This is a genomic window from Micromonospora ureilytica, assembly GCF_015751765.1.
Classification (GTDB): Bacteria; Actinomycetota; Actinomycetes; order Mycobacteriales; family Micromonosporaceae; genus Micromonospora; species Micromonospora ureilytica.
This window is the reverse complement of sequence record NZ_JADOTX010000001.1, coordinates 1,540,259-1,555,027: the sequence shown is the minus strand read 5'-3', so window position 1 is coordinate 1,555,027 and position 14,769 is coordinate 1,540,259. Positions and strand designations below refer to the sequence as shown.

The following is a 14,769-nucleotide window of genomic DNA, read 5'->3' as shown; positions in this document are numbered from 1 at the left end:
CGCCGGCGCTCAGCGGCCGCCCGCGACCAGCTCGGCGATCATCCCCTCGCAACTGCGGACGACGACCTGAGCGCCGCGCCGCTGCGCCAGCGGGAGCAGCGGATCCTCGGCCCGGTCCCGCCACCGCCACTGCGCGTCGGAAGCGACCTCCCAGAGCCGCCGCACGTCGGTCTCATGCTCGACACCGAGCCGAGCCGCGAGGCCCACCCCGTCACCACCGACCAGCCGCTGCGCCTCGGCGGCCAGCTCCGCGTCGAACCCCAACCGGGTGTTCCGCAGCGCCACCAACAGGCGCAGCTCCCGGAACTCGTGGGCACCGGCGAGAATCTGCTCCACCGCGCCGACCAGCTCGGCAGACCCCCGGGTGGGCTCGGCCCGCAACAGCGCCTCCACCGCGGCCAGCGCGGACCGGGCCTTGAGCGCGTCGCGGCGATCGATGAAACAGCGCGTCACCGACTCCCGCAGCTCGGTGAGACCGCTACGCCGAATCAGTTCGGCGGAGAGCTTCACCCGACTGTCGAACCCGCTGCGCACCAGCGTGGCCGCCAGCCGTACACCGAAGACCCCGAACCGACCCAGCAACGCGGCGCGCACCTCGGGATCCAGCCGTACCGGCAGCTCGCCGCGCAGGAAGCGGTCGGCGGAGATGAGGTGGGCGTCCAGCTCCGCCCGGGGCACCTGGGCCAGGGTCGCGAGCGCGGTGAAGTCCGACTCACCGAGCATCCGGCCCGCCAGGCCGATCATTCCACTGCACGCGACGACGTTGACGCTGAGCGCGTTCACCCTCGGGTCGCGGTAGTGCCGTCGGGCGAGCTGGCGTGCCGTGAGCAGGCCGTCGATCCGGCCCCCGCCGGTCTCGTCGGCGCGGGACAACACCATGATCACGTTGACCGGAGCCGACTGCCCGACGGCACTGTCCCGTGCGGACTCCAGCACCCGCAGATCGCTGTCGCGACCGTCGCGGGTCAGGTACAACACGGCGTCCGCGTCCCGCAGGACCCGCTCCAACACCGGCACCCGGCCCGGCTCGGCGCCCCCGGTGACCGCCGGGGTGTCGATGAGCGTGATCTGCCGCAGCGCCCGCGTCGGCCACCGCACCACGATGTCCCGCACGTCCCCCGCACCCCAGCCCAGATCCACCCGCAACCCGGTCGCCGACTTCACCACTGCCAACTCCTGGGGCGGCTGCCCGACCGGGTAGGCGGTGGCGTGCGGCGCGGCCCCGTCCTCGTACCAGGTGAAAGCGCCGTCCGCCCGCTCGACCGGCGCGACCTCCTCGCCCATCAACGCGTTGAGCACCGTCGACTTGCCCGATCGCCACGGGCCGACGACGGCGATCCGCAGCGGCTGCTCCAACCGGGCCACCTGATGCCGAAGCTCCGCGACGGCCCGGGGATTGTCCTGGTAAAGCTCGATGGCCTGGTGCAGCAACCCCCACGCCGCCTCATCCAGGCGCACCCCCACCGTCATGCCTGCGGCTCCAGCAGCAGCGGGGCGGAGCGGGCACCTGTCAACTGCTGAGCCTGCTCGTAGACCGCTGCCAACCGGGTCATCTTCAGCCGGATCTCGCGCTGCCGCTGGTCGCGCACGGAGGCATCGGTGTCGGCCTCCTGCTTCGCGCTGCGGAACGACTGCACGATGGCCTCCTGAAGCTCCTCGGTCAGCCCCGTGAAGTGGTCCCGCAGCATCCGCTGCACCTGCCGGGCGGCGTCGCGACAGTCACGGATGATCCGGACGAAGACGTCGTCGACGTGCCGCTGGATCGCCGTCTTGACGGTCGCCTGCCGACGACGGAGCAACTGCTTACTCTCGTCGCTGATGCTCTTGCCGCCGAAGAGCGCCCCGATGCCGACCGAGACCGGATTGATCATCGGCATGCCGGCCAGGGTCGTCGCCAGACCGAACATCAGCATGCCGCCGTACGAGCCCTTCATGCCGGTGAACAACTTCTGGCCGGTGGTGAACCTGTCGATCGTCGGCCGTTGCAGCTCGGGCAGTCGCTCGCCGATGTCGTCAGGCATCGTCATCGACCAGGGCGGCAGCACGTCGTAGCCGTACCTGTCGAAGTTGGCGGCCACCCTCCGGGCGATCCAGTCACAACGCTGGATCAACCACTCGTGGTTCGCCTCCGCCGCCTCCACCAGGCTCCTCTCCAGCCAGTCCTGGAAGGTGTCCCAGGCGACCAACGGATCGGCGGTGTCGAACGCCTCGTCCACCGCGCGCAGGATCTGGCGGGTCCGGTCGCGCAGGTCGTACTCGAGGTCCGCGAGCAGGTCGGTGATCTCGTCGGTCAGCGTGTTCTGCCAACGGGTGGAGCACCGACGCAGCTCGTCGACCTCGCGCTGCGCCGCGTGCAGCCGGGAGATCGGCCCGGACTGCTCCTCGGCCTCCTGGGTCTCCAACTCGGCGCGCAGCGGCGCGGCCAACTGCTCCACCACCGTCCGGGCCACCGTCTGCACCGCCGCTCGGGCCAGGTGGTCGGCCTTGCCGGACATGTCGCGTTGCAGGCGGGCGATCAGCGCGGGGAAACCGGACTCGGCGTTGAGAACGCGGTCGTCGGCAGCGGCGGCACGCAGTCGCAGCGCCGCCGAGACCGGGATCAGCGTCGCCGGGACGCCCGCCTCGGCCAGGTGCTGCCGGTTGCGCTCAGCGACCGTGCGCCAGTCCGCCACCAGATCGGTCTTGCTCTGCACCACGATCACGTTCGGATGCGAACGCATGATGTGCAGCAGCATGTTCAACTCGGCGACCGACAACTCCCGAGTGGAGTCCGAGACCAGCAGCACGGTGTCCGCGCGGGCGGGCGCGGCGACCGAGGCGGCGGCGCCGATACCGGCGACCTCGTCGGTGCCGGGAGTGTCCACCAGCACCAGCCCGGCACCGAGCAGGGCGCGGGGCAGTCCAATCTCGACGTACGCCGGGCCGCCACCCGGCCGACGCCCGACGAGGCCGGCGACGCCCGCCGCGACCTGGTTGAGCGCCACCGGGGTCCGCTCGACGGTCACCGCGGTGGCGGTGCCGGTGGGGTGACCCGGAGCTGGTGGCGAAGCCTGCGCCACCGCCGCGGTGGGGGCCTCGGCGTGCTGCACCACCGTCGGCAGGACTGTCGTACGGCCGTCGCCGACCGGACAGGCCGGAGCGTTGATGATCGCGTTGATCAGCTGGCTCTTGCCCTGGTTCGGCTCACCGATGACCAGGACACGCAGCGTCGGGTCCAGCAGTTGCGCACGCTTCTGTCGCACCGTCTGGAGGAGGTCACCACGACCGTGCGCAGTGCAGGTGCGGGCGATCTCGTCCAGCACGTCCAACCAGATCCCGGCCATCACCGCACCAAGTGTGCGGATTTCGGCTCAATTATCAAGAGGGACCTGATGTGGAACCGGGAAGGGCCGGATCGCCCGAGACGATCCGACCCTCCGCTCCGACCGGAAATCCCTGTCAGAGCAGACCGCCGGTGATACCCAGCAGCCCGTGATCGGACGAGGCGTGCGAGTCGCCGCCGAGCACACCATCGGTGACCCCACCGGTCACGTCACCGACCGTGTCGGTGACACCGGGGAGGAGGCTGTCCACCTGGTGCGTCACGCCGCCCACCGTCGACGACACGTCGAGCGGCGGGACCACGCCGCCGACGACGCCGTCGCCGTGCCCGAGGCCCAGCCCACTGAGGGTGTCGTCGACACCGAGGGAGCTGACGACCCCGCCGAGCTGACCGTGGGTGCCGGAGAGGACACCGCCGGTCAGATCGCCGCCGATCAGGTTCGAGTCGGTGACGCCGAGCAGGCCGGTCGGGTCGCCCACGGTGCCGGTGACGTCCCCGATCACCGGGTCCGCGATCGCGTCCACCGGCTGCACCACGTCGGCGTCGAGGGTGTGCGCCACGTCGGCGACACCGGCCAGGTCGGTGTCGAGGCCGGACGGACCGACGCCCAGACCGATGCCCGGCAGCACGGTGACCCCGGCAGCGGCGGTCGACGGGTCGACGGCGATGGCGCCGAGCACCCCGGCCTTGACGTCCACGCCGGTGGGCGAGCTGGTGATGCTGATCTGCTGCGCCACGCTCTGCAACTGACCCACCACGTCGGTGGTGTCGGTGAGCAGCGGGTCAAACCCGAGCTGCCCGACCGGCGAGGTCAGCGGCGCGAGGCCCGCCCCCGGCGCGTAGTCGACGACCAGCGGCACGACGTCCTGCACGTCCGCAGCGGTGATGTCGGTGAGCCCCGCCCCCCGCAACGCACCCTCGGGGTCGAGGTCGAAGGCCGACCGCGCGTCCGGGTTCGTCAGTAGGTCGAGCACGAAGTCGTGGAGGGTCTGCTGCGAGTCCATGTGCCGGTTCTCCTCGGATGTGGCATTGGCGGGTGTCGTACGTCGACGGTGACGACGCTATTACCGGGGCTCGCCCCCGGGCATCGGGGCTGAACCCGCATCCGGGCCGGTTGAACTAGGGGCTCCGCCACCTCGTACGTTAGGGGGAGAGGGGGAAACCGTCCCGACGAGATTAGGGTCCCGACCAGGGACTGATCTCTGGTACGAACGTAGGAGCCCGCGGGGTTCGCCGGGGGTGGGTCGTCGGACAGCCGACGCCATCGCCACCGACCGGCCGACTCACGGGGAGAGACAGAGACGATGCCGTACGTCCTGGGGATAGACATCGGAAGCAGCAACACGACCGCCGCCGTCGCACGGCGACGCGGCGCGACCTGGACACGCCCCGAGGCCGTCCCGCTGAGCGCCGGCTCACCTCTCATGCCCTCGGTGCTCTGCCTGGCCGAGGACGGTTCGCTCCGTGTCGGCGAGCCCGCGACCGACGACGGCAGCCGCACCACCCGCGACTTCGTCCACCGGATCGGCGACGACGTGCCGGTGCTGCTCGGCGGCGAGCCGTGCGCGCCGCAGACGCTGACCGCCGAACTGGCGGCGTGGGTGGTGGAGCGGGTCCACGCCCTGCAGGGCGAGGCGGCCGAGGCGATCGTGCTCAGTCACCCGGCGGGGTGGCGCCCCTACCGACGGGAGGTGCTGCACCGGGCACTGTCGAACCTCGGCCTACGGCACGTGACGTTGCTGCCCCGCACGGTCACCGTGGCCGAGAGCCACGCCGCTCGCGGGTTCGCGGGCAACATCGCGGTGGTCTACGCCCTGGGAGGCAACAGCTTCGAGGCCGCTCTGGTGCGCCGCACCCCGCGCGGCACGTACGAGACGGTCGGCACCCCCCAGGGCCTCGAGTCGATAGGTGGCGCCGACTTCGACGAGGCGCTGGCCGAGCATGCACGTACCATGCTGGCCCGGGAGTTGGCCGCGACCGGACGTCGCGGGGCCCAGGCCGCGCTGCGCGGACTGCGCGCGGAGTGTGACCGGGTCAAGCGGGTGCTGACCGTCGACCTCACTGCCGACGTGGTGCTGACCCTGCCGAGCGGCCCGGCACGGGTGCCGGTGACCCGGGCGCAGTTCGAGGCCATGATCCGCCCGACGGTGCAGGCCACCGTCGACCTCCTGCTCCGGGCCGTACGCGGTGCCGACCTGACTCCGGCGCAGCTCGACGGCGTCCTGCTGGCCGGCGGCTCCACCCGGGTCCCGCTCGTGACCGAGCTGATCAGCGCGGCCCTCCCGGTGCCCGTCGAGGTGGAACCGGACGCACAGTTGACCGCCGCCACCGGGGCGGCGATGGCCGCCTGCCAGGTGGTGTCACCACGCCCCCGCCAGCCGGCGCCGGCCCGTGTTCCGGCCCCGGTCAGCGGTGCCGGGCCGAGCACCCTCCCGGCACCGCGCCGCCCCCATCACACCGTTCCGGGCGATCCGCCACCGCGGCCGCCGGTCCGGATCCTCCCACTGGAACTGCCGAAGCCGTCCCGCCTGGCGCTGGCCCGCAGCCGCGGACGCGAAGGATGACCCCGATGATCATGAATGACCTCGACGCCCCAGGGTTGACAGTGGACAAGGGGTTGCAGGCGCTGCTGGACTCGGTCGCGCAGGATCCGACCGGCCCACTGACCGTCGGCGTCGCCGGCCCGGCCGGTCACGGGAAGACCGCTCTGCTCGCCGAGCTGGAGCGCGTTCACCAGCGCGCCGGGATCGCCGTACGCACGGCCGCGCCGGAGCCGGATGAGCCGGTCGACCCCGACACTGTGGTGCTTGTCGACGACGCGCACCTGCTCGACGACGCGCGGATCGAGGCGCTGCTGCGTCTGGTCGCCGGCCGCCGACACCGGTTGGTGGTGGCCCACCGCCCGTGGCCTCGGTCGGCGGCGTTCAGCGAGCTGGTCGACGCCCTGCGCCGCGACGGGCAGGCAGTGCTGCTCACGCCGTTCACCCGGGAGCAGACCGCCGCCTACCTCGCCGCCACACCGCAGCTGGGCCGCCCCGCCGACCTCGTCGACTTCGTCCACACGCAGACCGCCGGCGTACCCCGGGATGTCGAACGGCTGGCCCGCGGCCTGGCCGGCCCGGATTCCCGGACCGGCGCGACCGTCGACCCACCCCGGTCCGTCATCCTCGAATTCGGGCCGGACCTGGACGTTCAGCCCACCGAGGTACGACGGCTGCTGCTCGCCGTCGCGGCCGGCGGGGCGCTGCCGGTCAGCATGCTCGGCACGTTGCTGGGTCGGGACCCGGCCGGGGTGGACGAACTGATCGCCACGACCAGGGCGGCCGGGCTGCTGGGCGCCGACGGCCGGCTCGCGCCGATCGTCCGGCGGGTCGTCGCGACGCTCAGTCCCACCACCGAGCGGACGGCGGTCTGGCGCCGGCTCACCGAGTTGCAGCTCGCCCGGGGTGGCGCGGTGCTGCCGCTGGTCCGGTCCCTGCTCGCGGTCGGCGCGCTCGGCGACTGCCCGCCCGCGACCCTGGCCGCCGCGGCGGACGAGGCGCTGGCCGACGAGCCGGCGTTCGCCGCCGAACTGTTCGCGGCGGCGACGGCCGCCGGAGGGCCGCCCAACGCGCGGCAGGCGCTCGCCGCCGCGCTCGCCGGTGACCTCGACGACGCGCTCCGGCTGGCGGACCGACTGCTGGCCACGGCCGCTCCCCCGGACCGCTCCGAGGCGGCAGTGGTCGCCGCCACCGCCCTGGCCCACCGTGGTCACGTCGGTCGCAGCGTCGAGCTGTTCCGGTGGTCGGGCACCGCCTCTGCGGCGGCGTTCGCCATCGTCGGCGGGCTGGCCACCGGCGACCTGGCGGCCACCACCGAGTCGCCGGCGGGTGACCCGGCGGGCGAGCCACCCACCCTGCACGCCAGCGCCGCCCGACTGATGGCCAACGGCGTACGCGAGAGCGTGACCGGCCCGCCGACCGCCGCGCTCTCCGCGCTCGTGCAGGCCGCCGCGTTGCTGGAGCCGGACGGGCGAGCGGCGCTGCTGCCGGACAGCCCGGCGGCCCTCGCCGCGTTGACGGCGGTGCACTGCGGTGAGTTGGAGATCGCCGAGCGGGTGCTGCACCGCGCCCTGGGCGCCGGTGTCGGCGGCCCGCTGATGGCTCGCCGCCACCGGCTGTTGCAGGCCTGGATCCTGATGGTCCGTGGCGAGATCCACGCCGCCGGCGAGCGCCTCGCCACTGTGACGCTCGACGGGCGGCAACTGGAGTCACGCGACCAGCTCTTCGCCGCCGCGATCCGGATGGGCATCGGCCGGCGCAACAGTGACCTCGGGGCGCTCAAGCGGGGTTGGGGGCAGGCGCTGGAGGCGGTGGTGCGACACCCCGTCGACCTGTTCACCCTGCTGCCGCTGGGTGAGCTGGCCATCGCGGGCGCGCGGCTGGGCGACCTGGCCCGGCTGGAGCCGTACCTGCAGCAGGGGCGTGCGCTGCTCGACCGCCTCGGCAACCCGCCACTGTGGAGTGTCCCGTTGCACTGGAGCGGGCTGCACGCCGCCATCCTGACCGGCGAGCCGACGGTCGCCGACGAACACGTCGCGGCGTTGCTCGCCGCAGCGGGCCACAGCCGGTACGCGGCAGTCGTCGCCGCCGCCGGGGAGAGCTGGGTGGAGGTCCTCCGGGGGGTCGTCGACCCGATCCGGGTGGAGGCCACCGCCCGCGGGCTGCACGACACCGGGCTGTGCTGGGACGGCGCCCGCCTCGCCGGGCAGGCCGCCATCCGCACCGCGGACCGGCGTGCCATGACCACCCTGCTGGAGTGCGCCCGAGCGTTGCAGGGGCGGCCCTCCGGCGGGCCCGGCGCGCAGACACCGACAACCGGCGCGAACACGGCACGGGTCGCCGGCCCCACCCAGCACGGGCTCAGCGACCGCGAGTACGAGGTTGCCGAGCTGGTGCTGGCCGGACTGACCTACCGGGAGATCGGCGACCGGCTCTTCATCTCGGCCAAGACCGTCGAACACCACGTGGCACGGATGCGCAACCGGCTGAACTGCGCCAACCGCACCGAGCTGCTGGCGCTGCTGCGCACCCTCGTCGCCGACCGCGCGAGCGACACGGCCGGGCAACCGTGGCCGCAGCGGGCGAGCCGATGACCCGCAACGATGTGCGGCTGATCCGGACCAGGCTGGCCGTGCTGGCCGCCGTGCTGATCACGCTCTGGTCGTACGCGGCCTACGTGTCCACCCAGGATGCCGTCGACCTGCTGCGCGTCCGGGCGCTGGCGGACACGCTGGGCCAGCCCATCGACCGTCTGATCCTGAGCCTGCAGACGGAACGCCGGATCACCGCCGAGACGATTGCCGGGGCGGGCCAGACGACGCCCGAGCTGGCCGGGGCCCGCGAAGGCACCGACCGGGCCGCCGCCGAGATCCGCGAGTTCTCGAAGGGGCGCGACCTTCGGCTGCTCAGCGCCGGCGCGGTCCGGGACCGGGCCGGCGAGCTGGTCCGACGGCTCGACGGCCTCGGCACGACCCGGTCCCGGATGGACACCGGGCGGCTCGACCAGGCCGCGGCGATCGACGGGTACGACGAGGTCATCGACGTCGCCTTCGGGGTGTACGGCCCGGAGTGGGGCGCGTACGAGAGCGGGTTGGCCGCCGACACCCGCGCGGTGATCGCGCTGGCCCGCGCCCGGGAGTTGCTCGCTCGGGAGGACACACTGGTCAGCGCGGCCCTGACCGGCGCACGGCTCGGCGTCGACGAGCGGCGCCGGCTGACCGCGCTGGTCAGCATCCAGCGGTACGCGCGTGCCGAGGCAGCGGCCGGGCTCCTGCCCGACGGCCAGGCCGAGCACCAGCGACTGGCCACCGGGCCCGAGTTCGCGGCTCTGCTCGCACTGGAGGACCGGCTGCTGCTCCAGGCGGGCACCACCACCGCCCTGGCCGGTCTCACCGTCCAGGGCTGGCGGGCCGCGGCGGACGCCGCTCTCGGAGCGCTGCAGACACTTGTCACGAGCACCGCCCGCAGCAGCGTCGAGCGGGCCACACCCGGCGCCGCCGTGCTCATCGCGCGTACCGGGGCGGTGGTGGGGCTCGGCCTCATCGTCGTGCTGGTGCTCCTGCTGAGCTGGGCGGGCACCGTGCGACGCATCACCGACGAGCTGACCAGGCCGGCGGTCGATCCGCCGGCTCCTGCGCCGGACACTCCAGCGCCGGCGCGGGATGCTCCGGCCCCGGCGCGGGATGCTCCGCCTCCGGGGGGTGCCGCCCAACGGGAGCTGTTCCTGGGGCTGACCCGACGCAACCAGGTCCTGCTACGCGACCAACTCAGCCTGCTGGACGGGATGCAACGTCGGGAACGGTCCACCGAGGAGACCGGCGAGCTGTTCCAGCTCGACCACCTCACCACCCGGATCCGACGCAACGTGGAGAAACTGATCTCCATGGCCGGCGCGACACCCGCCCGCCGCTGGCGGCGCCCGGTGCCACTGCTCGACGTGGCACGCGGCGCGGTCGCCGAGGTGCCGGACTACCACCGTGTCCTGATCGCGCCGCACTGGCCGTGGTCGCTGGCGGGGCCGGCCGTCACGGACGTCATCCACCTGCTGGCGGAACTCGTCGAGAACGCCCTGGCCTTCTCCGGGGCGGACACCACCGTCCGGGTCAGCGGCGAACAGCGACCGCAGGGGTGCGCCGTCCTCGTCATCGACGACGGCCCCGGCCTGGGCGCCGCCGCGCTGGCCGAGGCGAACCACCTGCTCGGCAACCCGCCACCGGACGGCCCGCCCGCCGGCCTCGCCGGGTGGTACGCCGCCGCCGTACTGGCCGGCCGCTGCGGCGCCCACGTCTCGCTACGCCGCAGCCAGCGCGGTGGAACGGCCGCGATCGTGCTCCTTCCGTCCCGGCTGGTCATGGTCACCGACACCGACCGCGCACCTGCCAGCGCACCACCCGACAACCCGTACCCACCGCCCCGCACCGGCACCGACCTGCCCGACCCGAGCGGCGAGGGCGCGCTGCCGACGCGGGTCCGCCACACCGGGCCGACCGGCCAGGAAAACGGCAGGACCAGCCTCGACACGGTCGAATTGCCAGTCGCGAGAAAAGCAAGGAGACATCAATGACGTCTGCAGTGGTCACCGAGGACGGCCTGACCGACGCCCTGAACAGCCTGGTCGACCGGGTGCACGGCGCGGAGTTCGCCGTGGTGCTCTCGCCGGACGGGCTGCCGCTCGGCGGCTCGCGGCGGGTGAGCGAAAAGCTTGCCGAGCAGATCTCCGGCGTGGTCGCCGGCCTGATCGCGTTGGGGCTGGCCGCCACCCGGACCTGCGACGCGGGTCGTCTGCGCCAGGTCGTGGTGCAGATGTCGCGAGCGTTCCTGTTCATCGCCACCATCCCGAACGGGACCATCCTCACCGTGCGGATCGCCGGTGACGACGTCGAGGTCGGTGACATGGCGTACGAGGTGGCGCTCTTCGTGGGGCAGGCCGAGCGGCACCTGCCGATCAGCCTGGGGCCGGCCTCCTCGGTGACGATCGGGGACACTGGTGCACACCAGCGGCACCGCTGACGAGGCGTGGTACGACGACGACGCGGGCCCGGTCGCCCGGCCCTACACGATGACCGGGGGCCGCACCGCACCCGCACGCGGCCAGTTCGACCTGATCTCGCTGGTCGTCGCCCGGCGGGGGGTCACGTCCCCCACACCGCTCTTCCCCGAACAGGCGCGGATCGTCGAGCTGTGTCACCATCCAGTGTCGGTGGCTGAGGTTGGTGCCGAGTTGGACCTCCCGCTGGGGACCGTGCGGGTGCTGCTCGGCGACCTGCTCGCGGCCGGGCTGATCGAGACGCACGAACCGCCGATGCTGTCGGAGCTGCCGACCGAGGACCTGCTCCAGGCGATACTCGTCGGGCTTCGCGCTCTGTGACCGGGCTGGCGCCGCCCGCGACCGGCACGGATCGTGAGCGCGCACCTGGCGACGAACTGAAGGAGAGACAGGCAGTGCCGGCAACACCACCCCAGCCACGCCGTACCGTGGCGATCATCCTGCTGGATCGGGTCGTGGCCCTCGTCACGGCCACACGGCGGGTGCTCACCGGTCGGGAGGACGTCTCGCGGGCCACCTGGGTGGCCGTCGTCGCGGCGCTCGGGGTGCTGATCGCGACGGCCGTGTCGGTCGTCGGGGTGCTGCGTACGCCGGAGAAGTTGACGCCGGTGACCCTCGACCCGCCGCCGTCCGTGGAGCAGGTGGGCGAGTCGCCGTCCGGTACGCCCCGGGCGCAGGCGCGACCGGCGGTCACCAGCCCGGCGGTGCCCGCTCCCCCGCCCGCCTCGGCCTCCTCGGTCCCAACGGCCGTCGCGTCGTCGACCCGGCCCACGCCGACCGGTGCGACAGCCGAACCCACCCCGGCGGCCCTGGGCGCCGACTTCGCCATCACTGACAACGCCCTGCTCAGCTACGGCGCGACCGTGACGATCAGCAATCCCGGCTCGGTCCCGGCGCCGCGATGGACGCTCGTCGTCACCCTGCCCCGGGAGTCACTGGGGGTCAGCGGGGTCGAGGGAGCACAGGCCAGCCGGGACGGTGCGGTGTGGACGTTCGTGCCGGACACGAACACCGGCCAGGTTCCCGGCAGCGCCTCGGTCCGGGTGACGTTCCGGGTCAACGGCTCGTTGACCGGTTCCGCCCCCAAGGCGTGCACCATCGACGGAGCCGCCTGCTCCGGCCTGTCGAGCTGACAAATCCCGGATCGCCCCGATCGAGTGCGGTACACCAGGCGTTCCGACGGCAGCCATGCTTGATTGATCATCAGTTCGGACGTGCTTCGTAGCGTCCCGACCATGACTGTCCTACCCGCACCACCGTCGCTTCGTCGCGCCGGGTCGCGCTTCGGTGCCCTGCGTACCCGGGCCGCCGCCTCCGTCGCCGTCCTCGCCGTCACCGGCGCCGCCGTGGCGGTCGCCGTCGCGACCTCGTCGCCCGCCACCGCCGAGCCGGGCAATGTCGTGGTCTCGGAGAACTTCTCGGCCGGGTCGCTGCCCGCCGGTTGGCACGCTGTCGACGGCGCCTGGAAGGTCGAGAACGGCCGGCTGTACGGGACCTCCGCCAGCTCCAGCGAGAACAACAAGATCACTTTCGGTCGGCACCTGAACGACTTCCGCCTCGAGGCGACCATGCGCTTCGAGTCGGTCTCGGCCGCCACCCGCTGGGCCTCGCTCGGCATCGACGTCCCCGCCAGTGGCGCGACCCCCTGGTGGATCGCCACCATGCGCAGCGGCACCACCGCCGCCAACGGGCTCGAATTCGCCCAGCGGACCACTGCCAACGCCTGGGTCGTGACGAACACCGCCTCCGCACCGTCCGCCGCCGGCACCGGCCGGGACGTCCGCGTCGCCGTGGAGGTGCACGGCAACCAGGCCCGCTGGATCCTCGACGGGCGGGAGGCGATGCGGACGAGCAGCCTCCAGCGTTCCGCCGACGGCGTCCAGGGGCTGTTCGTCAACGGCGCGACCGTGTCGTACGACGACGTCACAGTCACCGAGCTGGCGCCGAACGGCTACCTCCGCCCCGAGGGCAGCCCGTTCAGCGTGATCGCCCATCGGGGCGCGTCGGCAGCCGCCCCGGAGAACACCCTCGTCGCCCAGGAGATCGCCCGTAAGGGCGGCGCCGACTGGATCGAGAACGACGTCCAGCCGAGCAAGGACGGCGTCCCGTTCATCCTGCACGACGGCACCGTCGACCGGACCACCGACGGCACCGGCAATATCCGGGACCTGACCGCCGCGCAGATCAAGGCGCTCGACGCCGGCTCCTGGTTCGGCCCGCAGTACGTCGGCGAGCGGGTGCCCACCCTCGCCGAGCAGCTCGCCGACCTACGTACCCGGGGTGGCAACCTACTCGTGGAGATCAAGGGCAAGCACACCCGCGACGAGGTCGCCACGATCATCCAGGTGATCCGGGACGAGCAGATGATGGGCCGGGTCTTCATTCAGAGCTTCGAGGTCGACGCCCTGAGGTACACCTACGAGATCGCCCCCGAGCTGCCGCTCGGCCTGCTTCGCAGCACCCTCGACGCCGATCCGGTGGCGATCGCGAAGGAGCTGCACCTGACCGCGTACAACCCGGACGGCAACGCGCTGCTTGCCAAGCCGGAGGTCGTCGCCCCGCTGCACGCCGCCGGGGTCGCCGTGATGGCCTGGACGATGGACTCCGCCGGCCTGTGGCAACGGTTGGAGCGGATCGGCGCCGACGCGATCATCACCAACCGCGCAGCCGAGCTGGTCGGCTGGAACTCGGCGTTCGTCCAGCGGGCCTCCGCCGACCCGACCGTGCGGATCACCTCGCCGGCCGACGGGGCTCGGCTGGACCGGGCGCAGTCCCCGGTGATCGCGATCGCCGCGACCAACGCGGACACCGTCACCGTCACGTTGGACGGTAAGAAGTCGGCCGCCGGGCGCAAGCTCGACCTGACGAAGCTGACCGCCGGTCGGCACACCATCTCCACCGAGGCGACCGGGCCCGAGGGCACCGCCACCGCGACCAGCACCTTCACCGTGACGGTGAGCCAGGCCGGCCTCGGCTACCTGATCCTCACCTCCGGCGCGGATCCGGCCGCCGTCACGGCGATGGCCACCAAGCTGGCCCACGCCCAGTACGCCGAGCTGGCCACCTATGCCGACCGGCAGGCCGGCAAGCTGGTGCCGGCCGAGATCGCCAGCGTCATCGCCGCCGACGCCCGCACCCTCGCCCTGAAGTAGCGGCTCTCCGGGTGGCGCTGGTCCGCGGGCCAGCGCCACTCGGAGTCCTCAGTGGACGGGGGCGGGCGGCTCGACCCGCTCGCCCTGCTGTCGCAGCAGCGGCAGCGCCGGCGCCAACGCCAACGCCATGAACAGGCCACCGATGGGAAGCAGGTCGAGGGTGACCACCGGCAGGACGATGCCGGCGAGGAGCAGCGGCACACTCCACCACGGCAGCAGCCGTCGGGCGGCGAGCATGCCCGCGAGGACGAGCAGGCCGACGAAGAAGAGCTGGGGTACGACGTCGTAGAAGGCCACCTGCACGCCGGGGATGTCCTTGAAGTCCGCGCCGAGCCTCGACATCTCCGCCCGGTCCTCGGCCAGCAGCCCCTCCACGATGTCCGCGCCGAACTGCACAATCGTCGCGGCGAGGCCGACCAACGTGGCGGCCACCACACCGGTGCGCCACGGGCTCTGGGGCAGCAGGCGGGACAGCGCGAGCACACCCGGGACGAAGCACACCATGCCGGCGACAGCGACCAGGTGCGCGGCCTGCCAGTCGAGCCCGGGGCCGTACACCCCGTCGGATCTTCCCCACAGACGGACCAGGCCGTAGGCCACGATGCCGACCGGTCCGGCGAGCACGTAGAGCGCAGCGCGTTTCATGCCAGCCAGCATGTGGCCGCCGATGACTGCCGAACTCCGGGAGGTTCCCTCGGGTCGCCCTGG

At 72.9% G+C, this 14,769-nt stretch carries 11 protein-coding genes; 7 read left to right on the top strand and 4 right to left on the bottom strand.

Translation table 11 applies throughout. The features are described from left to right. Nucleotides 1-9: 9 nt before the first annotated feature. The 3 genes from IW248_RS06790 to IW248_RS06780 form a co-directional block, all read right to left on the bottom strand. Nucleotides 10-1,470, bottom strand: coding sequence for a dynamin family protein (locus tag IW248_RS06790; RefSeq protein ID WP_196926171.1), 1,461 nt, complete (start codon nt 1,468-1,470; stop codon nt 10-12). Continuing rightward, entirely contained in the window at nt 1,467-3,323 is a 1,857-nt protein-coding gene (locus IW248_RS06785; protein WP_196930075.1) for a dynamin family protein, read from the bottom strand. The genes IW248_RS06790 and IW248_RS06785 overlap by 4 nt, the downstream gene beginning before the upstream one ends. Nucleotides 3,324-3,438: 115 nt before the next feature. Then, the gene (locus tag IW248_RS06780) at nt 3,439-4,326 is read right to left on the bottom strand and encodes an IniB N-terminal domain-containing protein (protein WP_124822038.1); all 888 of its coding nucleotides are present in this window, start codon (nt 4,324-4,326) and stop codon (nt 3,439-3,441) included. A gap of 300 nt (nt 4,327-4,626) precedes the next feature. On the opposite strand from IW248_RS06780, the gene IW248_RS06775 reads away from it, so the two are divergent. The 7 genes from IW248_RS06775 (at nt 4,627) to IW248_RS06745 (ending at nt 14,061) form a co-directional block, all read left to right on the top strand. Beyond that, on the top strand, nt 4,627-5,886 hold the full coding sequence (locus tag IW248_RS06775; protein WP_196926170.1) for an Hsp70 family protein: 1,260 nt from the start codon (nt 4,627-4,629) through the stop codon (nt 5,884-5,886). Nucleotides 5,887-5,891: 5 nt separating this feature from the next. Then, a complete protein-coding gene (locus tag IW248_RS06770) occupies nt 5,892-8,456 on the top strand; it encodes a LuxR C-terminal-related transcriptional regulator (protein ID WP_196926169.1) in 2,565 nt (854 codons plus the stop codon). Beyond that, the gene (locus tag IW248_RS06765) at nt 8,453-10,426 is read left to right on the top strand and encodes a nitrate- and nitrite sensing domain-containing protein (RefSeq protein WP_196926168.1); all 1,974 of its coding nucleotides are present in this window, start codon (nt 8,453-8,455) and stop codon (nt 10,424-10,426) included. Before IW248_RS06770 ends, IW248_RS06765 begins: the two co-directional genes overlap by 4 nt. Further along, nucleotides 10,423-10,872, top strand: coding sequence for a roadblock/LC7 domain-containing protein (locus IW248_RS06760; RefSeq protein ID WP_196926167.1), 450 nt, complete (start codon nt 10,423-10,425; stop codon nt 10,870-10,872). The genes IW248_RS06765 and IW248_RS06760 overlap by 4 nt, the downstream gene beginning before the upstream one ends. Further along, nucleotides 10,850-11,230: a DUF742 domain-containing protein gene (locus IW248_RS06755; protein ID WP_196926166.1), complete on the top strand. Its 381-nt coding sequence runs from the start codon at nt 10,850-10,852 to the stop codon at nt 11,228-11,230. Before IW248_RS06760 ends, IW248_RS06755 begins: the two co-directional genes overlap by 23 nt. 74 nt (nt 11,231-11,304) lie before the next feature. Continuing rightward, a complete protein-coding gene (locus IW248_RS06750) occupies nt 11,305-12,042 on the top strand; it encodes a cellulose binding domain-containing protein (protein ID WP_196926165.1) in 738 nt (245 codons plus the stop codon). 102 nt (nt 12,043-12,144) lie between these two features. Beyond that, entirely contained in the window at nt 12,145-14,061 is a 1,917-nt protein-coding gene (locus IW248_RS06745) for a glycerophosphodiester phosphodiesterase family protein (RefSeq protein ID WP_196926164.1), read from the top strand. Between the two features lie 48 nt (nt 14,062-14,109). Here IW248_RS06745 and IW248_RS06740 read toward each other — a convergent pair whose 3' ends face one another. Continuing rightward, nucleotides 14,110-14,706 (bottom strand): hypothetical protein, encoded by a 597-nt coding sequence (locus tag IW248_RS06740; protein ID WP_196926163.1) that lies wholly within the window; start codon nt 14,704-14,706, stop codon nt 14,110-14,112. Nucleotides 14,707-14,769: the final 63 nt, after the last annotated feature.